20 protein-coding genes are annotated in these 22,917 nt (G+C 62.8%); 10 read left to right on the forward strand and 10 right to left on the reverse strand.

What is annotated here, in order from left to right:
* Positions 1–310: 310 nt before the first annotated feature.
* Positions 311–1,672 (reverse strand): NAD(P)/FAD-dependent oxidoreductase, encoded by a 1,362-nt coding sequence (locus C4K39_RS14940; protein WP_124346814.1) that lies wholly within the window; start codon positions 1,670–1,672, stop codon positions 311–313.
* A 219-nt stretch (positions 1,673–1,891) separates the two neighbouring features.
* Positions 1,892–2,947: an AraC family transcriptional regulator gene (locus C4K39_RS14945; RefSeq protein ID WP_124346815.1), complete on the reverse strand. Its 1,056-nt coding sequence runs from the start codon at positions 2,945–2,947 to the stop codon at positions 1,892–1,894.
* A gap of 243 nt (positions 2,948–3,190) precedes the next feature.
* On the opposite strand from C4K39_RS14945, the gene C4K39_RS14950 reads away from it, so the two are divergent.
* The 8 genes from C4K39_RS14950 (at position 3,191) to C4K39_RS14985 (ending at position 12,000) form a co-directional block, all read left to right on the forward strand.
* Positions 3,191–4,411 carry an amine dehydrogenase large subunit gene (locus C4K39_RS14950; protein ID WP_124346816.1) on the forward strand — a complete coding sequence of 407 codons (1,221 nt, stop codon included), beginning with the start codon at positions 3,191–3,193 and terminating at the stop codon, positions 4,409–4,411.
* Complete coding sequence (locus C4K39_RS14955; RefSeq protein ID WP_124346817.1) at positions 4,405–4,965, forward strand: MauE/DoxX family redox-associated membrane protein; 561 nt, start codon at positions 4,405–4,407, stop codon at positions 4,963–4,965. Before C4K39_RS14950 ends, C4K39_RS14955 begins: the two co-directional genes overlap by 7 nt.
* The gene (mauD, locus tag C4K39_RS14960; RefSeq protein ID WP_225926500.1) at positions 4,965–5,600 is read left to right on the forward strand and encodes a methylamine dehydrogenase accessory protein MauD; all 636 of its coding nucleotides are present in this window, start codon (positions 4,965–4,967) and stop codon (positions 5,598–5,600) included. Before C4K39_RS14955 ends, mauD begins: the two co-directional genes overlap by 1 nt.
* A gap of 8 nt (positions 5,601–5,608) precedes the next feature.
* Complete coding sequence (locus tag C4K39_RS14965) at positions 5,609–6,130, forward strand: methylamine dehydrogenase light chain (RefSeq protein WP_416220684.1); 522 nt, start codon at positions 5,609–5,611, stop codon at positions 6,128–6,130.
* Positions 6,130–6,579: a hypothetical protein gene (locus C4K39_RS14970; RefSeq protein WP_068576144.1), complete on the forward strand. Its 450-nt coding sequence runs from the start codon at positions 6,130–6,132 to the stop codon at positions 6,577–6,579. The genes C4K39_RS14965 and C4K39_RS14970 overlap by 1 nt, the downstream gene beginning before the upstream one ends.
* 4 nt (positions 6,580–6,583) lie before the next feature.
* Positions 6,584–7,219, forward strand: coding sequence for a c-type cytochrome (locus C4K39_RS14975; RefSeq protein WP_068576146.1), 636 nt, complete (start codon positions 6,584–6,586; stop codon positions 7,217–7,219).
* 407 nt (positions 7,220–7,626) lie between these two features.
* Positions 7,627–8,802 carry an efflux RND transporter periplasmic adaptor subunit gene (locus C4K39_RS14980; RefSeq protein WP_225926501.1) on the forward strand — a complete coding sequence of 392 codons (1,176 nt, stop codon included), beginning with the start codon at positions 7,627–7,629 and terminating at the stop codon, positions 8,800–8,802.
* Between the two features lie 12 nt (positions 8,803–8,814).
* Positions 8,815–12,000 (forward strand): efflux RND transporter permease subunit, encoded by a 3,186-nt coding sequence (locus tag C4K39_RS14985; RefSeq protein WP_068576150.1) that lies wholly within the window; start codon positions 8,815–8,817, stop codon positions 11,998–12,000.
* A 104-nt stretch (positions 12,001–12,104) separates the two neighbouring features.
* Here the strand turns inward: C4K39_RS14985 and C4K39_RS14990 are convergent, their stop codons facing one another.
* The 5 genes from C4K39_RS14990 to dkgB all read right to left on the reverse strand — a co-directional run bounded on the left by C4K39_RS14990 (position 12,105) and on the right by dkgB (position 16,486).
* A complete protein-coding gene (locus tag C4K39_RS14990; RefSeq protein WP_068576152.1) occupies positions 12,105–12,992 on the reverse strand; it encodes an AraC family transcriptional regulator in 888 nt (295 codons plus the stop codon).
* A gap of 210 nt (positions 12,993–13,202) precedes the next feature.
* A complete protein-coding gene (locus tag C4K39_RS14995; RefSeq protein ID WP_068576153.1) occupies positions 13,203–14,375 on the reverse strand; it encodes an MFS transporter in 1,173 nt (390 codons plus the stop codon).
* Positions 14,372–14,716 carry a MoaF-related domain-containing protein gene (locus C4K39_RS15000; RefSeq protein ID WP_124346819.1) on the reverse strand — a complete coding sequence of 115 codons (345 nt, stop codon included), beginning with the start codon at positions 14,714–14,716 and terminating at the stop codon, positions 14,372–14,374. The genes C4K39_RS14995 and C4K39_RS15000 overlap by 4 nt, the downstream gene beginning before the upstream one ends.
* Positions 14,713–15,678, reverse strand: coding sequence for a TIGR03571 family LLM class oxidoreductase (locus tag C4K39_RS15005; RefSeq protein WP_124346820.1), 966 nt, complete (start codon positions 15,676–15,678; stop codon positions 14,713–14,715). The genes C4K39_RS15000 and C4K39_RS15005 overlap by 4 nt, the downstream gene beginning before the upstream one ends.
* Before the next feature lie 4 nt (positions 15,679–15,682).
* Positions 15,683–16,486, reverse strand: coding sequence for a 2,5-didehydrogluconate reductase DkgB (dkgB, locus tag C4K39_RS15010; protein WP_053129602.1), 804 nt, complete (start codon positions 16,484–16,486; stop codon positions 15,683–15,685).
* Positions 16,487–16,762: 276 nt separating this feature from the next.
* Here dkgB and C4K39_RS15015 point away from each other — a divergent pair, with 276 nt between their 5' ends.
* A complete protein-coding gene (locus tag C4K39_RS15015; protein WP_068576159.1) occupies positions 16,763–17,659 on the forward strand; it encodes a LysR substrate-binding domain-containing protein in 897 nt (298 codons plus the stop codon).
* Here the strand turns inward: C4K39_RS15015 and C4K39_RS15020 are convergent.
* Positions 17,656–19,071, reverse strand: a complete 1,416-nt coding sequence (locus C4K39_RS15020; RefSeq protein ID WP_124346821.1) for an amino acid permease — start codon at positions 19,069–19,071, stop codon at positions 17,656–17,658. The two genes, C4K39_RS15015 and C4K39_RS15020, sit on opposite strands and share 4 nt — an antisense overlap.
* A gap of 250 nt (positions 19,072–19,321) precedes the next feature.
* On the opposite strand from C4K39_RS15020, the gene C4K39_RS15025 reads away from it, so the two are divergent.
* Positions 19,322–20,125, forward strand: coding sequence for a phytanoyl-CoA dioxygenase family protein (locus C4K39_RS15025; protein ID WP_068576163.1), 804 nt, complete (start codon positions 19,322–19,324; stop codon positions 20,123–20,125).
* 211 nt (positions 20,126–20,336) lie between these two features.
* Here the strand turns inward: C4K39_RS15025 and C4K39_RS15030 are convergent, their stop codons facing one another.
* Both C4K39_RS15030 and C4K39_RS15035 read right to left on the reverse strand, forming a co-directional pair.
* A complete protein-coding gene (locus C4K39_RS15030; RefSeq protein ID WP_124346822.1) occupies positions 20,337–21,017 on the reverse strand; it encodes a polysaccharide lyase family 7 protein in 681 nt (226 codons plus the stop codon).
* Between the two features lie 101 nt (positions 21,018–21,118).
* A complete protein-coding gene (locus C4K39_RS15035) occupies positions 21,119–22,717 on the reverse strand; it encodes a long-chain fatty acid--CoA ligase (RefSeq protein WP_124346823.1) in 1,599 nt (532 codons plus the stop codon).
* Positions 22,718–22,917 lie beyond the last annotated feature (200 nt).

Consider the following 22,917-nt stretch of genomic DNA (forward strand, 5'->3'; position numbering starts at 1 on the left):
AATTAACGGAGTGCTCCGTCTCATTATTTTGCAAAAAAAAGCCCATCGTAGAAGGGCATTTTGAAGCGGTGTCGTTGAGCATGATATTGCAGGCCTGAATGTGATTGGGGTTGAGGGTAAACAGATAGCGTCCGATGCACGCCATGACGTTTCCCTGCTATATGGATGGCCGCCACCAGAACCTGTTCGCGGCGTAGTCCCTGTAGTCAGGCGGTACGGTCATGAGTCATGGCGATCTTGAAAATAATGCGACTATTTGGTCGCATTATCAAGGTCGCCTCGGCGCCGTCAATCCTCACCCGCCATACGGTCAGGCTTCGAGACGGCGTTCCTCCCACCAATCCCAGGCCTTGAGGGCCTGGCGTGCAGCCTTGCCACCCCAGAATGACAAGGTGTCGCTGTTCATCGGCAACGACTTGCGGTTGACGATCCAGAACTCGCTCAATTCGGTTTTGCGCCCGTTGAGCAGGTCGGCGATGGTGCGGCCATTGAGGTGGGTCAGGGCCACGCCGTGCCCGAAACAGCCACCCGAGTAGATGATGCGCTCATCGCCGATGAAACTGATCTCGGGCACCATGTCCAGGTTCACCGACACTGGTCCTCCCCAGCGATAGTCGATCCGGGTGTTCGCCAATTGCGGGTAGATCCACTTCAGGTGGGCTTCGCAGTGCTGCCAGGTCGCGGGCGAGGGCGTTTCTTCCCGGGCCAGGCCCTTCTGGGGCAACACATCACCGCCGCCCATGACGATCCGCCCATCGGTCGTCGGCCTGAAGTAGTGCAGCATCTGCCGGTTGTCACCGAAGGCCTCGCGTTGTCGCCAGCCAATCTCTTGCCATTGCTCGTCACTCAAGGGTTCGGTGACGACTTGATAGGTCCAGAGCGGATATTGGCGCTCCCTGAGCCCATCCGGCCCGGGAAGCTCGCGCGAATAAGCGTTGGTAGCCAGGACCACCTTGTCGGCCTTGATCCTGCCGCCCAAAGTGTGGACCAGGATGGCCGCCGCGGTTCTTTCGACTTGGGTCACGGCGGTCATTTCGTAGACTTCGACCCCGGCCGATTCCGCCAGGGCCTTGAGTGCCCGCACCTGTTTGCAGGGGTTCAGGTAGCCAGTATCGGACTCATGGATGCCGGCGCCAAAGCGCGGGGAGTTGAACTGTTGGCGAACCTGGGCCTGTTCCTGCCAGTGCATGTCCCCGTCGAGGCCCAGTTGCTGGAACAGCTGGTAGGTCTTGCCCATGCGCACCGACTGTTGTGGCGAGTAGCTGATGCGCATCAGGCCGGTGTGGCGATAATCGCAATCCAGTGCGTGCGTCTGGATCAATTGCCGGGTATGTGCCACCGCCAGTTGCAGGTAGCGATGGGCATCGATCATCTTCTGCTTGCCCCAGCGCAAGAGCACCAACTCCGGTTCCAGGCCGAACAGCTTGGTGCTGAAACCCGCATTGCGGCCACTGGCGCCAAAGCCGATGACGGCCGCCTCAAGCACCACCACACGGGCATTGGGATTGTCCTGCTTGAACTGCCAGGCCGTATTGAGCCCGGTGAAGCCGCCACCGATCACCGCGATGTCGACGTCCAGGTTCTCGCTCAGCGGGGGATTGGCTGAGTATGGGCCATGCTCGTGCTGCCAGAAGGAACGGTGTTCCAGGCGCAAGTCTCGCTCGAATGTCATGTTCTTGTTCTCGTTGTCGAAGGTGACGGCGCAGCGATTGGCGGTGCAAGGGGGTGCGCCATGGCCGTCGGCGACCGGAATCGGCAGGCGCCCGGAGATAGCACTGCCGGGCGGCCGAGTGCCGGCTACCAAAGGTGTGGTCGAGGGTAGCGGCCTGCCTGGCCGCTGGATTGTCCGGGGGTGCCAGTGTTACCGGCCGAACGCGTCAGGGGCGGGGAGTCACGAGCGCTGGCAGCTGGAGCGGTACTGCTGGGGGGAGTGGCCGGTCCAACGACGAAAGGCCCGGGTGAAGGAGCTGGACTCGGCATACCCCACCAGCAGCGAGATTTCCGTCACCGAGTAGTCCGAGCCCTTCATGTAGGCCAGGGCCAGCTCCCGGCGTACGTCTTCGATCAGCGACGAGAACTCGATGCCATGGTCCTTCAGGCGACGTTGCAAGGTCCGTCGGTTAAGCCCCAGTTGTTGGCTGATGTCTACCAGCGACAGGGCGCCGCTGCTCATTCCCGCGGCGATCATGTGCGTGACCTGAGGCAGGATCTCATCGCCGATGCTGCGGCTCTGGCGTTCCCGCTCCAGATAAGGCACCAGGGCCTGGTACAGGCGCTCGTTGCCACTGACCACCGGCAACTGAAGGGTATCGCCGGTGAAGTAAATGCGGTTCGAGGCCTGGCGAAAATGCACCGGGCACTGGAAGACGCGCTTGTGCATCGAGGTGTCGGCGGGCTTGTCGTGCTCGAAGTCCACCCGTACCGGCTTGATGCAGGCTCCGGTGATCAGGCTCAGCTGGCGCAGGATCGAGGCAATGGCGAATTCCGAGTCCTGGCGGCGATAGAGGATCGTGGGGGCATTGACCCGGTACTCGACATACGCCGGGCGCACATCGAACTCGAAGTCGATCATCGACTCCTGGGCGAAGACCACGATGAAGCGCTGCAGGGTCCGCAAGACCATCTCGACGCTGGTAGCGCAATGCAGGGCATGGCCCAGGGCGCCGAAGTCATCGGCTTCGGTCTGGCTGCCCAGCTCGATGCCAATGTTGGGATTGTCTCCTCCTGCGGCTTCCCAGAGTGCGATGTAGTGCTCGCCGGGTATTTCCACATCGGCCTGCTCCAACAGACGGGTGTCGATCCCCAGTGCTGCAAGATGAGGTGCGAATACCGATCTGAAGCGGCGGAAGAAATTCTCGGACCATACGGTGCGTACGGACAAGGCCTGGGTGGGAGGTCGGGGAGCAGGTTGCGCCGGGAAAGTCTTGGTCTTGCGGGTTACCGTCATGTCGCCCCCTTGTTCTTGTGCGCCACACTGCACAGCGATCTGCGAGGCAAGTCAAGTCCCGCTTCTGGGCGCGACCTTGGCCGAAGGATGTGCCCGCAGCCTTGAAAGTGTAGTGCGTTGCGAGACTGGCGCCGGATGGCAAGACGGCTGTCATCGCCAGTCAAGTCGCCGCCCGATCGCCATCGATAGACTCCGGCAAAACAGATCGCCCACCAAGGGCCGGCGCCACGGAATCTTTCTCTTATGCTGATGCGTTCATTGCGCTACTTGTTGTGTGCCGTTTCGCTCACGGCCATCGCTTCCACGGCTACCGCCGAGTTCGTTCCAGAGCAAGCCGGGGTCGAGGTCCTGGGGGACCACCGCGGCCAGAACTGGTTCTGGATCTGGGGCAGCAACGCCCCGAACATGGTCGATGGCCGGGCCTATCTCTTCGATGACAACGGCCGCAGCCTGGGCCTCTTGAGCACTGGAACCTGGTCCAATGGCCTGGTGATGTCGACCCGGCGCGACGAGCTGTATTCCACCGAGATCTACTTCAGCCGGGGCGTGCGCGGCCAGCGCTCGGATGTGGTCAGTGTCTACGATGCCCGGACCCTGGGCCCCAAGTTCGAGATCCCGATCCCGCCCAAGCGCATGACCGCGCTGATCTCCACGGGCTTGAGCGTACTGTCCGATGACGAGCGTTTTTTGCTGGTCCTGAACTTCACGCCGGCCCAGTCGATCTCCATCGTCGACCTGGAGAACCGACGATTCGTGGAGGAGGTGGCGATCCCCGGTTGCGCCTCTATCTATCCGGCTGGCCCCCGGGATTTTCATGCCATTTGCGGCAATGGTGGATTCTTCCACTTGCGTCTCGACGAGCAGGGGCATGTCGTCCTGCAGGAGCGCACCGCGCCGGTGTTCGACCCTCTCAAGGACCTGTTGCTGACCACTGGCTGGCGCAGGGGCGACAACTGGTTCTTCGTTTCGCAGAAAAACAATGGCTACAGCCTGCGCATGGATGCCCAGGGCGTGATGCTGGCCGATCAATGGTCGCTGGTCAGCGACGCAGAACGTGCTGACGGCTGGAGCATCGCGGGCAATCACGGCACGGCGTTGCACGCTGACAGCGGCCGGCTGTTCGTCCTGATGCACAAGGACACGCCCGAGAACTACCAGAAGCCCGGCAGCGAGGTGTGGGTCTACGACGTACGCAGCCACCAGCGGTTGGCGCGGATCGAGCTCAAGGAGCAGAGCACCGCCATTGGGGTCAGCCAGGGGCCACATCCGCGGCTGTACAGCCTGGACTGGGTGGTGCCGCTGCCGAAGCTGTTCACGCTCTGGGTCTATTTCACTGCAGGCGATGCGGGGCTCAATCCGCTGCTGCGCCAGAACATCAACCTCTATGACGCCGACAGTGGCCAGCATCTGCGCAGTGTCGATGACATTCCGCTCGGCTTCATGAATGTGGTGATGCCATGGTGATCACCACGTACCTGCAAGACCCGTTGGTGCATATGGCCAGTGCCTGTGCCCTGGCGCTGCTGCTGGCGACGAGTGGGTTGCAGAAACTGCGCCATCCCCAGGGGTTCGTCCTGGTACTCGAGGGCTATGCCAAGGGGTTGGGGCGCTGGCTGGGGCCTGGCCTGCGTCGCGTCGTGCAGCGTCTGCTGCCGCCGATGGAACTGCTGGCCGCCGCCGGATTGCTGTGCAGCCCCTGGCTGCCCGCCGGTGCGCTCCCTGCGCTTGCCTTGCTAGTCCTTTACGCCCTGGTACTGGCCGCCAGCCTGAAGCGCGGTGGGTCGATCCAAGACTGTGGCTGCCACTTTGGAGCCACCGCTCAACCGCCGAGCCGGGCGCTGGTCTGGCGCAACCTGCTGTTGATCCTGCTGGCGCTGAACCTGCTGCTGCCGATGGATGCCAGGCCGCTGTCCTGGTTCGACGCCCTGGTCCTGGTCCTGGTGCTTATGGTGGGCTCGGCGCTTTACCTGTTGGCGCACCTGCTGCTTTCCAACCACGCCTTGTTGAAGGAGTTGTGATGAACATGACCCAGGCGCTGATGATTTCCAATGTGTTTTCCTGGCTGATGACCCTGGCCCTGGTGCTCGCAGTATGGGCTCTGGCCCGCCAGGTAGGGGTACTGCATGAAAGGATCAGGCCCGTGGGCGCCTTGTCCCTGGGCAAGGCGATCAAGGCCGGTGAGGTCGCGCCACGTTTCACCTTGCCCAGCCTGACCGGTGGTTCGGTCAACCTCGGCGGGGCCAGCACGGCGGGGCAGTCGACCCTGCTGTTTTTTCTCTCCGAGACTTGCCCGGTCTGCAAGACCCTGTTGCCGGTGCTCAAGTCCATGGCCCAGCACGAGCGGGCCAGGCTGCGGATTGTCCTGGCCAGTGATGGCGACCTGCAGGCCCATCGAGATTTCATCGAAGCCCAGCAACTGTGGGCATTTCCCTACGTGCTCTCCCAGGAAGTGGGGCTGGCCTACCAGATCAGCAAGTTGCCCTACGGCGTGCTGATCGACGCCAGCGGAGCGGTAGCGGCCCATGGCCTGATCAATTCCCGCGAGCACCTGGAAAGTTTGCTGGAGGCCCAGGACCTGGGGCATGCCTCGATCCAGGCCTACCAGGCGGCACTCAACGCGCCGAATGACGCCCTTTACAAAGAGGTGCACTGAGCATGGCGATCAAGTGGTTCGACGACGCGGCCGAGATGTTCTCCCGGCGAGTCGCCCGTGGCAGTTCTCGGCGAGGTTTTCTCGGTGGCCTGGGCACGTTGATGATCGGTGTCGGGGCGACCACCCTGCTGCCAGTGTTTCGCAGTGGCGCCTTTGCCCAGGAGGGCTCGGGCCTGGTGGAATCGGGTGACCCGAACAGCTGCGACTATTGGCGTTATTGCGCCATCGACGGTTTTCTTTGCGGGTGTTGCGGCGGCACGGTCAATAGTTGCCCGCCCGGCACCGTGCGCTCGGATATCACCTGGATCGGCACGTGCCGCAATCCGGCAGACGGTCGGGACTATGTGATCTCCTACAACGACTGCTGTGGCAAGAGCAGCTGTGGGCGCTGCGTATGCCAGCGCGACCAGGGCGATACCCCGCTGTATCGGCCACAGAGTTCCAACGACCTGAACTGGTGCTCGGGAAGCCACGCGGACATGCCTTATCACTGCTCACTGTCGGTGGTGATCGGGGTCAAGGAGCCGTGATGGCCAGCGGCCGGGCCAGGCTGTTGGCCTGTTGCGCAGGTTGGGCGGGCCTGTTGCTGGCGGCTACGGCCCAGGCTACCGGGCAGGAACAGTTGGACTACATGCTCAACTGCCAGGGTTGCCACTTGCCGGGGGGCGAGGGTAATCCGCAGCGCCAGGTCCCGGGTTTCCCCGGGCAATTGGGCAAGTTCCTTCAGGTCCCGGGGGGGCGGGAGTATCTGGTACAGGTGCCGGGTTCCGCGCTTTCGGGCCTGTCCGATCAGGCCCTGGCCGGTGTCTTGAACTGGATGCTGGCGCGTTTCAGTGCCGCTCAATTGCCCGATGATTTCAAGCCATACACCGAGGCCGAGGTACAGGCCTGGCGGCGAACCGTGCCGGCTGATGTCGAGCAGGTCCGCAACCGGCTGTTGCAGCGGATCGCCCAGCAAGAACAACAACACGGAACCTGAATCGATGAAGACAAGCCTCTGCGCCGGGCTACTCCTGCTTGCGGCGCTGTGCAATGCCCAGGCCGCTACACCACCTCAAGTCGAGACCTGCACGGCCTGCCATGGCGCCCAGGGCGAGGGCAACGCCCTGGTGGGGGCACCACGCCTGGCGGGCCAGCAGGCCGAATACCTGCTGGTGCAACTCAGGGATTTCAAGGCGGGGCGTCGTGGCTATGACGCTAACGACCGCCATGGGGCGCAGATGCGCGCAGTGGTGGCGAGCCTGGACGATAGCGCCTTTGCCAGCCTGGCCACGTACTACTCTGGACTGGCGTTCACCTCGCCCGGGGCATCCAGCGCTGCAGACGTCACCCAGGGCCGGGAGCTGTACCAGGGAACCTGCGCGAGCTGCCATGGCCCACAGGCCCAGGGCTTTGCCCACCTCAAGACGCCCAGGCTGAATATTCTCGACGGCGCGTACCTGCACCGCCAGCTCGAGCACTATGCCCAGGGCACCCGTGGCAGCGAAGAACATGCCGGGACACTGGGTATCTGGATGCGCGGGATTTCCCTGCAGGTTCGCCAGGACAGCGAGCGCCAGGCCCTGGTCGACTACATCACCCGGCTGGGCGCTTCGCCAGCCAGCGCTATCGGGCATTGAGTGGCCTGAATGCAAAACCTGCGGATCCGGGCGGCACCTGTGCCCGGGCCGGCCCTCCAAGCCAATTCACCCATGCTCGCTCAGGATGAAGGCTGCCTTGCCTTCGTCCGGCCCGCGCCATTGGCGCTAAGCGTGCGCCTGCATCCGCTTGCAGGATCAGGCACGGCTCTCGTGGGATCAATGTAACGCCCTCCAGGACCTGGATGGCATCGTGCACATGCCGGAAGTCAAAGCAGGCCAGCTGAAGCCAGCAGCCAGGCTTTCGGATCGTGCAAGTTGCGTCCTGTGCAACTTATTTTTCATTCCCTCTTTCGATTTCAACGCCCGTGTGCGCCTCGCAGAGACCTTGAGTCTGCTGAGCCAACGCATGGCGAGATGCACTCTGAAATCAATCAAAGGAGATGGTTGTGCCTGAGCTAAAGCGATATTGGATCTCATTGGGGCCGGGGTCTTCCCTGGCTATCATCGCCTCCATCACTGCTGCACTTGCCGGCTGCAGCGACGATAACAGCCAAGCGTTAGCCCCCGCGGCGGCCCAGGTCAGTGCGGCCCAGGTCGTGGTCAAGCCGGTGCGGCAGTGGGACGAGTTCAGTGGGCGCATCGCCGCCACCGATGCGGTCGAGGTGCGGGCGCGGGTCAGCGGGTATGTGGAGCGCATCGCGTTCAAGGAGGGTGACGAGGTCAAGCCTGGCGATCTGCTCTATGGGATCGACCCGCGGCCGTACAAGGCCTCCTATGACAACGCGCTGGCACAGCTCGCTCGAGCCCGTGCAACGGCAGAGCTTGCCCGGGTGCAAGAGCAGCGTGCCCAGGTGCTGGTGGCCGCCAATGCGATTTCACGCGAGTTGTTCGACACCCGCCGCGCGGCCTCCACCCAGGGCGCCGCGGATGTACGCGCAGCAGAGGCGGCATTGGCCAGGGCGCAGCTCGACCTGGGCTTCACCGAGGTTCGCTCGCCCATCGCCGGGAGAGTCGGCCGGGCCATGCTCACGGTCGGCAACCTGGTCCAGGCTGATCTGAGCCTATTGACCAGCGTGGTCTCCCAGGACCCGGTCTATATCTACTTCCAGCCGGACGAGCAGAGCTACCTGCGCTACATGGCGCTGGCCCGCACCGGCCAGCGACGCAACTCAGCCAACCCGGTGCGTATCGGCCTTGCCAATGAGACGGGTTTTCCCCACGTCGGCGTGCTGGACTTCGTCAACAACCAGGTCGACGCGGGCACGGGCACCATCGCTTTGCGCGCGGTGGTGCCCAATGCCGAGCGTCTGTTGACTCCAGGGCTGTATGCCCGGGTGCAACTTGAGGCCGGCGCTGAATTCAACGCAATGCTGATCGACGACAAGGCAATCCTCACTGACCAGGATCGCAAGTACGTCTATGTAGTGGGGACGAAAAACGAGGCCGTGCGCAAGGACGTCACCCTAGGTGGTTTTGCTGACGGCCTGCGCATCGTGCAGGCCGGGCTTACAACAGAGGACAAGGTCATCGTCGCCGGCCTGCAAAAGATCTTCTTCCCCGGCGCACCGGTGGATGCCAGCACGGTGGCCATGGGCGCCCCCGCTTCGATCACGGCGAAGTGAGGACGACAGCCCATGAATTTTTCCAGGTTTTTCATCGATCGACCCATCTTCGCAGCGGTGCTCTCCATCGTCATTTCCCTGGTGGGGCTCATCGCCATTCCCCTGCTACCGGTCAGTGAGTATCCCGAGGTGGTGCCGCCGACGGTGGTCGTCACCGCCACCTATCCCGGTGCCAACCCCAAGGTGATCGCCGAGACTGTGGCGGTGCCATTGGAAGAGCAGATCAATGGCGTCGAGAACATGATGTACATGAAGTCGGTGGCCGGCTCCGATGGTGTTTTGATGATGACGATCACCTTCGAACCCGGCACCGATCCCAACAAGGCCCAGGTGGACGTGCAGAATCGGGTGGCCCAGGCTCAACCGCGCTTGCCTGCGCAAGTGGTCGCCCTTGGCGTGACCACGCAAAAGCAGTCACCCAGCTTCGCCCTGATGATCACCCCGGTTGCTCCGGATGGACGCTACGACGGCCTGTACCTGCGCAACTACGCCAACATCAAGATCAAGGATCAGCTCGCCCGTATACCGGGCGTTGGCCAGGTGCGTTTCTTCGGTAGCGGCGATTACGCGATGCGTGTCTGGCTCGATCCAGATAAGGTCGCTTCGCGAAACATGACCGCAGGCGATGTCCTGCGTGCGATACAGGATCAGAACCTGCAGGTTTCGGCCGGCCAGCTCGGTGCCGAACCGGTCCGCGGGGGCAGTGACTTCCTGATTGCGATCAATGCCCAGGGGCGCCTGCGCACCCCCGATGAGTTCGGCAACATTGTGCTCAAGAGTGGTTCGAACGGTGAGATCGTACGCCTGGCCGATGTCTCGCGTATCGAACTCGGCGCCAGCGACTACACCCTGCGCACCCGGCTCGATGGCCAGGAGGCCCCGGTGATCGGGGTGTTCCAGGCGCCGGGGGCCAATCTGCTGGACGTGCGTAACAACGTGATCGCCAAGATGGAGGAGTTGAAGAAAAGCTTTCCTCCCGGCATGGACTACCGATCGGACTATGATGCGACGATTTTCGTACGCGAGGCCATCGACGCCGTGGTCAAGACCCTGGCCGAGGCCATTGTGCTGGTGGTGCTGGTGGTAATCCTGTTCCTGCAGACCTGGCGAGCCTCGATCATTCCGCTCATAGCCGTGCCGGTGTCGGTGGTGGGTACGTTCGCGGTGTTGCATGTGCTGGGGTTCTCGATCAATACGTTGACCTTGTTCGGCCTCGTGCTGGCCATTGGCATCGTGGTCGACGACGCGATCGTTGTGGTCGAGAACGTCGAGCGCAATATCGCTGAAGGTCTCACGCCGCTGGCTGCCGCACACCAGGCGATGAAGGAGGTCTCCGGGCCGATAGTCGCGATCGCCCTGGTCCTGTGCGCGGTATTCATACCCATGGCATTCCTGAGCGGTGTCACCGGGACTTTCTATAAGCAGTTCGCCGTGACGATTGCCATTTCCACGGTGATCTCCGCGATCAACTCGCTGACGCTGTCACCGGCGCTCGCGGCCAGGCTGCTGCAGGGTCACGATGCCCCCAAGGATGCGCTCTCACGGGGTATCGACCGGGCCTTCGGGTGGCTGTTCGCACCGTTCAATCGTTTTTTCGACGCCAGTTCGAACAAGTATCAAGGGGCCGTGGCACGTATCCTCAGGCAGCGCGGTGCGGCGTTCGCGGTTTATGGACTGTTATTGGCGAGTACGGGCCTGTTGTTCGATAACGTGCCCAGGGGCTTTATCCCGACCCAGGACAAGCTCTACCTGGTCGGTATCGCGAAGCTCCCCGAGGGCAGCTCGATCACCCGCTCGGATGCGGTTATCAATGAACTGGGACGAGCGGCGCTGGCCATCGATGGTGTCGCCCATGTACTCACGTTTGCCGGTTTCAACCCGATCCAGCAGACCAACACACCGAACTATGCGGTGGCCTACGTGATCCTCAAGCCTTTCAACGAGCGCCAACGCAGCGCCAAGCAAATCATGGGCGACATCCAGGCCAAGATGAATGGCGTACAGGAGGGCATGGCTTTCGTGATCAACCCGCCGCCCATTCTTGGCCTGGGTACCGGGGCGGGGTACTCGCTGTTCATCCAGGACCGCTCCGGCGAGGGTTATGGCGCCTTGCAACAAGCCACCGGGGCGCTGCAAGGGGCGCTGATGAAGGAAGCGGGCATGGGCTTTCCGTTCTCGGGCTATCAGTCCAACGTGCCGCAGATCGATGTCGAGGTCGATCGCGTCAAGGCCAAGACCCAGGGCGTGGCGCTGGCAGACCTGTTCCAGACGCTGCAGGTGTACCTGGGCTCCAGCTATGTCAACGACTTCAACTTGTTCGGTCGTACCTGGCGTGTATACGCCCAGGCCGAGGGCGACTACCGCAAGCGCGTCGAGGACATCGGCAACCTGAAGACGCGTAACGAGCAGGGGGCAATGGTGCCGATCGCTTCGATGGTGAAGGTCAGCCAGACCTACGGACCCGACCCGGTGCTGCGCTACAACGGCTATCCGGCGGCGGACTTCTCGGGCGAGGCCGATCCCGGGCGGTTGTCTTCGGCCCAGGCGATGGAGAAGATCTCCGAGGTCGCCAGGAAGGTACTACCCAATGGTTTTGACTTCGAGTGGAGCGACATGAGCTTCCAGGAGTCCACCCAGGGCAAGGCTGCGTTGGTCGTGTTTCCGGTAGCGATTCTCCTGGCCTTCCTGGTACTTGCTGCGCTGTACGAGTCCTGGACCTTGCCGCTGGCAGTGATCCTGATCGTGCCGATGTGCGTGCTCTCGGCATTGTTCGGCGTGAAGTTGCTCGGTGGTGACAACAATACGTTCGTGCAGGTCGGGCTTGTGGTGCTGATGGGGCTGGCCTGCAAGAACGCGATCCTGATCGTCGAGTTCGCCCGGGAGCTGGAGTTCCAGGGGCGGGAGATCGTCGAGGCGGCCCTGGAGGCGTGCCGCCTGCGCCTGCGGCCGATCGTGATGACCTCGGTTGCCTTTATCGCCGGTACCATCCCACTGGTGTTTTCCCACGGTGCCGGCGCGGAAGTCCGCTCAGTGACTGGCATTACGGTGCTTGCCGGGATGATTGGCGTCACGCTGTTCGGTCTGTTCCTGACGCCAGTGTTCTATGTTGGCCTGCGCAAGCTGTCTGGTCGCCAGTTGATCCAGCATGGCCAGAGCAGCATGGAGCACGTGCGGACGGCAACCACCGACGACGTGTAGCGCTGCTCCAAAGCCGGTTGGCGCAACCTGCGCTCAACCGGCCTTGATGCTCGGGCAGCCCGGCCACCGCTGCAGAGCGAGTGCGGTATTGCCGGGAAGCCCGGTCATGCCTCGCGGTCTTTGAGATGCTGCAATGGCGACACCCCATAGAATCGACTGTATTCACGGGTGAACTGCGAGCGACTCTGGTAGCCAACGGCAAAACCTGCATTACCGATGTTATGGCGTTCTATCTGTATCAGCCGCCGCGCTTCGTGCAGCCGGAACTGTTTTTGATACTGCATTGGGGTAAGGCCGGTAATGGCCTTGAAGTGGTGATGCAGCGAGGATTCGCTCATTCCTGCCTGGTCGGCCAGCTCCGGTATGCGCAAGGGTTGCACGTAGTGCTTGCGCAGCCAGTCGATGGCTTTGGTGATGCCATTGGTGGAGCTGTCTGCCACTGCCAGTTGCAGCAAGCGACAGCCGTAGGGACTGGACAAGAGCCGGTAGATGATCTCTTGCTCGATCAGGGGCGCCAGGGGTTGGATATCGCCAGGAGCATCCAGCAGACGCAGCAGGCGCAGCGTCGCGTCGAGCAGCTCAGGGTTCAATCGATCCACTACTACGCTGCAGGCCTCATGGGTGGCCGCCGGATGTGGCGGAATGTCCATGCGGGCGAGCACCTCTTGCAGGCGCTCCGGGGTGATCGCCATGCCAAACCCGAGGCAGGGTTGGTCTTCGCTGGCCTCGATGATGTGGAAGGCCACAGGGACGCTGAATGACACGAACAGATAGTCGCCCTGGGCGAAGTGCCGAATCGTTTCTCCTAGCTGAATACTCATGCGGCCTTGCACCACCATGCCAAAGAACGGCGATTGTGGGCACCTGATCGCCGTCTGGCGCGTGGTATGGCGCGCCACTTCCAGACTGGGGTTGGCCGTACTGCTGGCCCCTTCGTCGACGGCATGGCGAGCGATGAGCTGGGTAATTTCCTTGAGCGCGCTGGTGTTCATGGCTGATCACGACCTGTTGAGCTGACCCGCAGATCTTATCCGTAGATAGATCCGCTTCTGTGCTCATTTGCAGGATCAGGCACAAATCTCGCGGTATTGCGCAGGCAATCCCCGGGTTCTGTCTTCGAGGCGCCCATGAGGTTTGGGCGCCTCATGTCGACCGGAGTACATCCCCCGGAGGCTGGAGTGGGTTTTCACCCCGGTCAGTTGCTATGCCGCGTCGCTGACGGCGGCATCGCTGACCTTGCGGCGTCCGCCCAGCCATACCAGCAACAACCCGGCGGCAGCCAGCAAGCCGCCGGCCACGGGCACCGCAGCGTAACCCAGGCCCTGGCTGATGACTGCACCGCCCAGGGCGGCGCCCACTGCGTTGCCCAGGTTGAAGGCACCCACGTTGATCGATGAGGCCAGGCCCGGGGCCTCGGCGGCGGCGATCATTACGCGCATTTGCAGTGGCGGTACCACGGCGAAGGTGAACATGCCCCACACCAGCAGCGCCAGGGCCGCGGTGATGTGGTTACCCAGCACCAGGGGCATCAGCACCATGATCACGGCCAGCACGCCGAGGAAGATTCGCGCCGAACCATCCAGCGACCAATCGGCCAGGCGCCCGCCGAGGCTGTTGCCCAGGGTGAAGCCGACCCCGATCAGCACCAGGCCCAGGGTGACGAAGCTGTCCGAGGCACCGGTCAGCTGTGCCAGGACCGGGGCGACATAGGTGTAGAGAGTGAACATGGCGCCAGCGCCCAGCACCGTGGTGGCCATGGCCAACAGCACGTTGGGCCGGGCAATCACTGCCAGTTCACGACGGACATGGGGCACGCTGCCACGCTCGCCCTTGGGCAAGGCGTACCACAGCGCGGCGATGGCCAGCAGGCCCAGCACCGCGGTACCGGCGAAGGCCAGGCGCCAGCCGACCTGCTGGCCGAGCCAGGTGGCCGCCGGCACGCCGCCGATGTTGGCAATGGTCAGGCCCATGAACATGGTGGCCACGGCACTGGCCTGTTTCTCCTTGGGGACCACGCTGGCTGCCACCACGGCACCGAGGCCGAAGAAGGCGCCATGGTTGAGGCTGGTGACCAGGCGCGAGGCCAGCAGGGTGTAGTAGTCCGGCGCCAGGGCCGAGAGCAGGTTGCCGATGGTGAAGATGCCCATCAGCATCATCAGCGCCGCACGCTTGCCGAAGCGGCTGAACAACAGGGTCATGATCGGCGCGCCGACCATCACGCCGATGGCGTAGGCGGTGACCAGCATGCCGGCGCTGGGAATGCTCGCACCGACGCCTTCGGCGATCACTGGCAACAGGCCCATGGGGGTGAATTCGGTGGTGCCGATGCCGAAGGCCCCGATGGCCAGGGCGAAGAGAACGCGTCCGGGTTTCATTGCGCGTACTCCTGGCTGGAGAGGGCGGTCAAGGGGCCCTCCATGCGATAGAAGCTCAGGTCGCTGGCGGTGAAGAAGGCCTGGGAATGGCCACGGGCGAAGTCGTCGACATGTACCACGGTGGCGCCGTCGGCTTCTTGCCAGGAGATCACGTAGACGCCATCGGCGATTTGTCGCCATTGGCACGCGGCTTCGCCGCTGGCACCGGCGTAGGGGCCGGAGACGATGGCGTAGCGAATGCTCAGGCCATCGCTTGCATAGATGTTATGGGCCACCAGGCCGTCGTAGGCGACCTGGAAGCTGCGGCCCGCGAAGGCCGGTATCTGGGGGGAACTGCTCATGAAATGGCCTCCGGTTGTGGGTGTGATGCAGTCGCAGCAGTGGCATGAAATTGTGGCAGTACGTACTCGGCGATCTCCCGCAGGGTTTCGTCCAGTGGTCGCACGTTGCGTCGCAGATGCAGGCCGACATGGTCGACACCGGCTGCGCGCAGGGCATTGAGCTCGGCGATCAGCGCGTTGCGACCACCACGAAAACCGAAGCGCCAGCGGCGCATGGGTTCGTCGGCACGCTCGGCCAGGTCCAGGTGGATGAAGCTGCTGTAGGGCTTGTTGCCCGCCACCGAGCGCCAGTCGGCAACGCGCCGCTGGTGGTCGTCGGGGGTGCCCGGGTAGGCCAGGCAGCCATCCATGTGGTTGCCGATCCAGGCCGGGCTTTGCTGGGCCAGGCCCGCCACCAGCAAGGGCAGGGACGAGGTACTGGCTGGCAGCACGGCCATGCCCTCGGGCAGGTGGCCGTTGGCACCGTCCTTGAGCAGGGCGACCTGCTCGCGGAAGTTATGGCCGCGCCCCTCGAAATCCCGCCCGAACAGTGGGTACTCCACCGGCCGGTCACCGCTGGCCACGCCCAGCAGCAGGCGATTGCCGCTCAGGCGTTGCAGGCTGTTGGCCGACTTCAGGGTCAGCAACGGCTCGCGGATCGGCAAGACCACGGCAGCAGTACCCAGCAGGATGTCGCGGGTGACCCCGGCCAGGTAGCCGAGGTAGGAAAACACCTCGAACACCTGGGCAGCATCGCCGAACGACGGGTCGTACAGCGGCACGTCGCGGATCCACAGGGCGCGAAAGCCCAGGCGGTCAGCCAGTTGCGCCAGGTAGGCATGCTGCTTGAGGTCGGGTTCGCCGGGCAGGCGGCCAGCTTGGCGCCGGGCCTGGTCGCCGGCCGGGGTCCAGTCATGGTCCAGCGGTGCTTCCAGGCCGATGCTGAAACCACCGGCGGTCAGGCGTTCGAGGGGCGTGGTCATGGCATCAGTCCCAGATTGGCGCCAGGCCGTCAGGGCTGACTTCGCGGCCATTGCGTTCAAGGGTGGCGATACGCGCCATGTCTTGCTCGTCCAGGCGCAGGCTGCGGGCGAGCAGGTTGCTGGCCAGGTTCTCCGGCTTGGTGGACGACGGGATCACCGCGTAGCCCAGTTGCATGGCCCAGGCCAGGGCGACTTGGGCCACGGTGGCCTTGTGCTTGGCGGCGATCTCGGCCAGCACCGGGTCCTTGAGTACCTTGCCATAGGCCAGGGTCATGTAGGAGGTGACGCTGATCCCTTGTTCCTTGAGGAACGCAGTGAGCTTGCTGCCTTGCAGGTAGGGGCTGAGCTCGATCTGGTTGGTAGCGATCTGCTCTTTGCCGACCACGGCGATGGCTTGCTTGGTCAGTTCGATGTTGAAGTTGGAAACACCGATTTGGCGGGTCAGGCCCAGCTTCTTGGCTTCGAGCAGGGCCTCCATGTATTCGGCCAGTTCGATGCCATTGCCTGGGGCCGGCCAATGGATCAGCAGCAGATCGACATAGTCGGTACGCAGCTTGGCCAGGCTGTCGCGCAGGCTGGCAACCAGCTTGTCGGCGGCGTAGTTGTCGACCCAGATCTTGGTGGTGATGAACAGTTCGCTGCGGGCTACGCCGCTTTCGGCGATCGCCTGGCCGACATCGGCTTCGTTACCGTAGATCTGCGCGGTATCAATCACGCGATAGCCCAGGGCCAACGCGGACTTCACCGAATCGATGACAGCCTGGCCGGTCAGGCGGAAGGTACCGAGGCCAAAGGATGGAATACTCATGGATCTGCTCCTGGTGGTTGATGCGTACGATGATCGGTGCGTTGGCTGCCGCAGCTTATGGCCCGCGGCTCAGCGATCGCTTGGATGGGGCGTAGTATGGCCATCGCCCGGTGGCGGATTAAGCCGTCGGCGCACCAAAGTCCTTTGACTTGAAGTCACGAATCAACGCCAGCGCTGTGTACTTTGGACATGGATGGGCGGGGAGGAGGGCGTGTTGCCGATAGATGCCGGGGCCGCTGTATCATCGGCGCAAACAATAATCAGGAAGCCAGGCCGATGATCGGGTTCACTTTTCGCCAGCTCGAGTACTTTGTCGCTGCCGCAGAGCAGGGCAGCGTCAGCGCCGCTGCCAGGGCCATGCACATCTCCCAGCCCTCGGTGTCCCTGGCGATCGCGCAACTGGAGACGGCACTTGGCGAAAAGCTCTTTCATCGCCAGGTCAGCCGGGGCCTGGAGTTGAGTCCAGCAGGGCGCAAGTTGCTGGAGCAGGCCCGGGAGATTCTCGCCAGGGCCGCCATCATGGTGGGCGCCGATGATTGCCAGGCCCAGTTGCGCGGAACCTTGAGCCTGGTGTGTTTCCAGGACTTGGGGCCGTACTTCGCCCCACGGCTGCTGGCGGGCTTTCGCCAGCGTCACCCTGACGTCTCGATCACCCTGTTCGAGAGCGACCTGGCGGGCGTCAATCGACGCTTGCTGGAAGGGCAGGCAGAGCTGGCCCTGACCTATGGAATGGGCCTGAGCCCGAACATCCAGGCCCGGGTGCTGGAGCGCCTGATGCCCTACGCCCTGTTGCCAGTGGATCACCCCCTGGCCGCCCAGGAGCAGGTGTCGCTGGTGGACCTGGCCGCCGAGTGCCTGATCCTGGAAGACATCGCCAGGACCCGGGAGTACTTCCTGTCGTTGTTCTGGGCCTGCGACCTGCAGCCGGCGTCATTGCAACTGACCCAGACCTTCGAGATGCAGCGCGGCCTGGTGGCCCACGGCTACGGTGTTGCATTGTCCTGTACCCGGCCCCAGGGCGATCGCAGCTATGACGGGCAACCCCTGGCCTGTCGCCCGTTGCTCGAGGCCGTCAGCCCGCAGCCGGTAGTACTGGCCCAATCCAGCGCCATGCGACCTTCGCCAGTGGCCCAGGCGTTCCTGGATTGGGCCACTGCGCAGTTCACCCCCTAGGGCATTGCGTCGGCCTGGGCCGGCTTGTCGGCGGCAGCCGGTTGCTTGGCGTCCCGGGCGATGAACAGCCAATAGCCGATGGACAAGAGGGCCAGCCAGCCCAGCCCGACGAACAACGAGGTGCGGGTGTCGGGGAACCAGGCCAGGACGCCGAAGATGAACAGCATGAAGGCGATACCCAGGGCCGGACCCACGGGCCAGAACGGTACCGGGAAGGCCAGGGTGGCGACCTCGGCAGGGGACAGGCGCCGGCGCATCATGACTTGCGACAGCAGGATCATCAGCCAGACCCAGACGATGGAGAAGGTCACCACGGCTACCAGGATCAGGAACAGGTTCTCAGGTACCAGGTAGTTGAGCAGGACCCCGATCAGCAAGGCTACGCACATGACCGCGACCGTCATCCATGGCACCCCGAAACGCGACAACCTGGCGAAGCTCGCCGGCGCCTGGCCATTGCCAGACATGCCATACATCATGCGTCCGGCGGCGAAGATGTCGCTGTTGATCGCCGAAATCGCCGCCGAGATCACCACGACATTGAGCAAGGCCGCCGCCGAATCGATGCCCAGGGCGCTGAAGATCTGCACGAAGGGGCTGCCCTCGCTGCCGATCTTCGACCAGGGGTAGATCGCCATCAGCACGAACAGGGTCAGCACATAGAACAGCAGGATACGCAGCGGCACCGAGTTCACGGCCTTGGGGATCGCCCGCTGTGGTTCCCTGGCCTCGCCGGCGGTGACACCGATCATTTCGACCCCGCCGAAGGCGAACATCACCACGGTGAACGAAGCGATCAGGCCGCTGGCACCGTTGGCGAAGAAACCATCGTGGCTCCACAGGTTGCTGAAGCCGGACTGGACCTGGTCCGAGCCACCGGGCTGGATGCCTAGGAGCAGGATCGCGATGCCGCCGACAATCATCGAGATAATGGCGGTGACCTTGAGCAGGGACAGCCAGAACTCCATCTCGCCGAAGACCTTGACGCTGCACAGGTTCAGTGCGGCGATGAAGAACACGATGCCCAGGACCCAGATCCAGCGTGGCGTATCGGGAAACCAGAAGCCCATGTAGATACCGAAGGCCGTGACATCGGCCAGGCACACCACGAGCATCGAAAAGGCATAGCTCCAACCGGTGAGAAAACCGGGGAAGCGTCCCAGGTATTGGCTGGTGTAGTGGCCGAATGACCCCGACACCGGATTGTGCACGGCCATTTCGCCCAGGGCGCGCATCATGATGTAGATGGCCGCGCCACCGATCAGGTAGGCCACTAGCACCGAAGGCCCGGCCAGTTGGATCGCGGCGGCGGAACCGTAGAACAACCCGGTACCGATGGCCGAACCCAGGGCCATGAAACGAATATGACGGGTGCTCAGGCCCCGCCGCATGGAAGGCTGCTTGTCGCTCATCTCAAGTCACTCCTGGTTGTTCTTATTATTCGGACGTCAACTGCCGATGATGAAATGCGGGGGCCGGTGTTCCTGGTCCGGCAGTGGCTGAGGGGGAAGGCAGGCAGGGTTATTAACCGGGCAAACACCAGGGCTGGCAACCGGTCGGCTATATAAAGTGCCTATATTGATGAATAAGTAATCTGTCGTTTACGCAGAAAGTTCAGCGCCTCAATACTTGGATTCATTAGAACAACAAGAGGTTGACTTGATGAATCCGCAGATCGAGGAGTTTCAACGCAATGGCGCCATTGTCCTGCGTGGGGTCTTTGGCGACTGGATCGAGCGCTTGCGCGAAGGTTTCGAGCAGAACCTGGCCGAACCCAGCGCCTTTGCCATCGAGAACGTCGGCAGCGGCGAAGGCGGGCGCTTCTTCGAGGACTACTGCAACTGGCAGCGCATTCCAGCCTTCGAGGATTTCGTTCTCAACTCACCAGCCGCGGCCATTGCCGGGCAGTTGATGGAGTCGCAACGGGTACAGGTCTTCCACGACCACATCCTGGTCAAGGAGCCTGGCACTTCAAAGCCCACGCCCTGGCACCAGGACCTGCCTTACTACTGCGTCGACGGCTTGCAGACGGCCAGCTACTGGATTCCCCTGGACCCGGTGACCCGCAGCAACACCTTGAGTGTGGTCCTGGGCTCGCATCGCTGGCCCAAGCCGGTACGACCCAAGAGCTGGGCCAGTAACCAGGACTTCTACGGCGCCACTGACAACGACACGGGCGAGAGCCTGTTCATGGATATGCCGGACGTGGACAACGGCCAGTACCCGATACTCTCCCCGGAGCTGCAGCCGGGAGACGCCATCGTCTTCGACTTTCGCACCGTGCATGGTGCTGCCGGCAATACTGGGAGTGGCCGTCGGCGGGCGTTCTCTACCCGGTTCATGGGCGACGATGTGCGCTATATCCAGCGCCCGGGGCGTACTTCTCCACCATTTCCCGGCATCGATCTGAACGACGGCGATCGCATGCGTGAAGACTGGTTCCCGGTGGTCTGGCAGCGCGCGTGAGTGCCAGGCCAGTGCAACGCCTGCATGGGACGCCGCCGGCGCGATCCTTGGAGGCCCGGATGGTCACCCGGCTCGCCATGGTCCTGATGTCCGGCGGCGTCCTGCCCAAGCACCCGAGGCCAGGTGCACCACCGAGGGGGGACGCCGGTAGGGAGATGGTGCCGGGACCCGTAGCACCGCAACCCAGATGGTGAAGCCCGTGGGGCCCGCTTCAAGCCAGCGTATGGCTGACTTGCAGCTCACTGATGATGCACACCGAGCCTTCGCTGGCGGGGGTGCTGTCGCTGTAGTCGACCTGGTTGTAGATCCCGCCGTGGAAGTCGAAACGGTGGTCGTTCCAACTGCTGTCCAGTTGCCCAGGAGTACTGGTGCTGGTGACGCCATTGCAGGTCACCCGCACCAGGACCAGGCCGCCTGTCGTGGCACTCAGGGTGATCTCGAAGGGAGTGTGCAGCGCAACGTTGGTGGCGATGATGCTGGTGGCCGGTTCGCCCTGGTCGAAGCTGGCGCGAAAGCCCCAGGTGATCCGGCCCTTGTTCCAGAACACCTTGACCGCCGGGCTGTCGTCGTCCTTGACGTGCATCTGCGAGATCACCACCTTTTGCGCCGAATTGACCTGCTCCAGGCGCATGACCTGGCGATTGCTGTGCAGCCGAGCACTGGCCAGGGACCAGTACAGCGGCTCCTTCCACTCGCAGCGAGTGCGGTGGGTGCTCTTGCTGGAGGCACCACGGGTCGGCGCGCTCATGCGGATCGAACCGTCGGGCAATTGGCTGATGACCTGGGGCACCTGGGCCAGGGCCTGGGCGCCCATCAGTTCCAGGGCCACCGGGTTGCTTGGGGAACTGGCAACCGGGGTGGTGATCATGAAGGGACTGATATCGACTGGCATGGGGGCTCCTTGTCGCTGCAAGCGACCTATGGGTCAGAGGCATTCAAGGAGACGACGCCATAGGCCGGCGGACGTTCCCTCTGCCTGCCGAGTGGGGGCGCCTAGCTGGCGAAGTGCTCTCGCAGCGCCTTCTTGCTGACCTTGCCGGTGGCGGTATGGGGGAGTTTGTCCAGGTACTCGCAGCTATCCGGCATCCACCATTTCGGAATCTTGCCGTCCAGAAATGCCAAGAGTTCTTCATGGGTGGGGGCGGTTGCAGCGTGCTTGGGAACGATGATCAACAGTGGTCGTTCACTCCAGCGAGGGTGCGGGATGGCGATGACCGCGGCCTCGGCCACTTGGGGATGGGCCATGACGGCATTCTCGATCTCCACGGAGCAGATCCATTCCCCGCCCGACTTGATCACGTCCTTGATGCGGTCGGTGATCAACGTGTAGCCGCGCGGGTCGATCGTCGCCACATCGCCGGTATCAAACCAACCTTCGCAGGGCTCTTCTCCGAAGTATCCATTGCGAACCCAGGGGCCCCGGACTTGTAGCGAACCCGCGGCCTGGCCGTCGTGGGGCAGGGCGCGCTGGGCTTCGTCGACGATGCGCATCTCGATGCCGAACAATGCCCTTCCCGACTTGAGCAACTGCTTTGCCTGGGCCTCCTCGGTCAACGCGTCATACCAGGGCTGGCGTCGGTTGTAGCTGCCCATTGGGCTCAGCTCGGTCATCCCCCAGCCGTTTTCCAACGTCACACCGTGGCGTTGCATGGCCTGGATCAGTGAAAGCGGACATGCGGCGCCACCACTGACGGCGCGTCGCAACGAACGGATCGTGCCGCCCTGGGTATCGAGATACTGAGAGATGTTGGCCCAGAGGGTCGGTACTGCAAGAGAGAGGCTGACCTTCTCATCATTGATCAACTTGACCATGGCACCTGCGTCGCCGACCCATGGTCCTGGCAACACCAGCTTGGCACCCACCATCGCTGCGTTGTAGGGCATGCCCCAGGCATTGACGTGGAACATTGGCACCATGGGCATGACCACATCAAGTGCCCGCAACCCGACATTGTCGGCCATGTTCTGGGCCATGCCATGCAGAACGGTGCTGCGATGGCTCGCCAGCACGCCTTTGGGATTACCCGTGGTCCCGGAGGTGTAGCACAGCCCACTGCTTCGATGCTCATCGATATCGGGCCAGTCATAGCCTTCATCGTGTGCCTGCAACAACGCTTCGTAGCTAACGAGATTGGGCAGCGTGCTGGCAGGTAATGCGTCAGCCGTGCACAGCACGATGTAGCGGCGCACGCTGCTTATTTCATGCTGGATGCTTTCCAGCAGCGGCACGAACTGCGGGTCGACGAATAGCAGGTCGTCTTCGGCATGGCGAATGATGTAGCTGACCTGTTCGGGAAACAGCTTGGGGTTGATGGTGTGGCAGATGCGCCCTGAACACGGAATTGCATAGTGCAACTCAAAATGCCGGTGATTATTCCAGGCCAGGGTTCCGACCCGTGCATCCGAAGGGCAGCCCAGGGTGTCCAGTACATTGGCCAGGCGGCCTGCGCGAGCGAACGCCTCGGCATAGGTGTATCTATGCACTTGGCCGTTGGGGAGCAGCGAGACAATTTCGGTATTGGCGGCAACCATGAGCGCTTGCCGCATGATGGCGGTGATACTCAGGTTGAAGTTCATCATCATGCCCAGCATCGGCACCTCCTGCCTTGTTTTTGTATTGAGTAGGGCTGGGCACACGAGGATGCCAAGCCGAAACTGCAAGGAGCAAGCGACATGCCAATATGTCGGGCGTATTTTTATTTTTGGAATAACCCTTTTTAAATCATTGAGTTGAGTTATTTCTTGAATGAGCGCTCAACGCTAGGCAGGTGTGCGTGGCGCGTTTTCCATTT

This window comes from Pseudomonas sessilinigenes (assembly GCF_003850565.1).
GTDB lineage: Bacteria > Pseudomonadota > Gammaproteobacteria > Pseudomonadales > Pseudomonadaceae > Aquipseudomonas > Aquipseudomonas sessilinigenes.

Bases quoted from the DNA above. Each gene is read 5' to 3' on its own strand.
- C4K39_RS14940 (WP_124346814.1), bottom strand. From the start codon at position 1,672: ATGACATTCGAGCGAGACTTGCGCCTGGAACACCGTTCCTTCTGGCAG.
- C4K39_RS14945 (WP_124346815.1), bottom strand. From the start codon at position 2,947: ATGACGGTAACCCGCAAGACCAAGACTTTCCCGGCGCAACCTGCTCCC.
- C4K39_RS14950 (WP_124346816.1), top strand. From the start codon at position 3,191: ATGCTGATGCGTTCATTGCGCTACTTGTTGTGTGCCGTTTCGCTCACG.
- C4K39_RS14955 (WP_124346817.1), top strand. From the start codon at position 4,405: ATGGTGATCACCACGTACCTGCAAGACCCGTTGGTGCATATGGCCAGT.
- mauD (WP_225926500.1), top strand. From the start codon at position 4,965: ATGAACATGACCCAGGCGCTGATGATTTCCAATGTGTTTTCCTGGCTG.
- C4K39_RS14970 (WP_068576144.1), top strand. From the start codon at position 6,130: ATGGCCAGCGGCCGGGCCAGGCTGTTGGCCTGTTGCGCAGGTTGGGCG.
- C4K39_RS14975 (WP_068576146.1), top strand. From the start codon at position 6,584: ATGAAGACAAGCCTCTGCGCCGGGCTACTCCTGCTTGCGGCGCTGTGC.
- C4K39_RS14985 (WP_068576150.1), top strand. From the start codon at position 8,815: ATGAATTTTTCCAGGTTTTTCATCGATCGACCCATCTTCGCAGCGGTG.
- C4K39_RS14990 (WP_068576152.1), bottom strand. From the start codon at position 12,992: ATGAACACCAGCGCGCTCAAGGAAATTACCCAGCTCATCGCTCGCCAT.
- C4K39_RS14995 (WP_068576153.1), bottom strand. From the start codon at position 14,375: ATGAAACCCGGACGCGTTCTCTTCGCCCTGGCCATCGGGGCCTTCGGC.
- C4K39_RS15000 (WP_124346819.1), bottom strand. From the start codon at position 14,716: ATGAGCAGTTCCCCCCAGATACCGGCCTTCGCGGGCCGCAGCTTCCAG.
- C4K39_RS15005 (WP_124346820.1), bottom strand. From the start codon at position 15,678: ATGACCACGCCCCTCGAACGCCTGACCGCCGGTGGTTTCAGCATCGGC.
- dkgB (WP_053129602.1), bottom strand. From the start codon at position 16,486: ATGAGTATTCCATCCTTTGGCCTCGGTACCTTCCGCCTGACCGGCCAG.
- C4K39_RS15015 (WP_068576159.1), top strand. From the start codon at position 16,763: ATGATCGGGTTCACTTTTCGCCAGCTCGAGTACTTTGTCGCTGCCGCA.
- C4K39_RS15020 (WP_124346821.1), bottom strand. From the start codon at position 19,071: ATGAGCGACAAGCAGCCTTCCATGCGGCGGGGCCTGAGCACCCGTCAT.
- C4K39_RS15025 (WP_068576163.1), top strand. From the start codon at position 19,322: ATGAATCCGCAGATCGAGGAGTTTCAACGCAATGGCGCCATTGTCCTG.
- C4K39_RS15030 (WP_124346822.1), bottom strand. From the start codon at position 21,017: ATGCCAGTCGATATCAGTCCCTTCATGATCACCACCCCGGTTGCCAGT.
- C4K39_RS15035 (WP_124346823.1), bottom strand. From the start codon at position 22,717: ATGCTGGGCATGATGATGAACTTCAACCTGAGTATCACCGCCATCATG.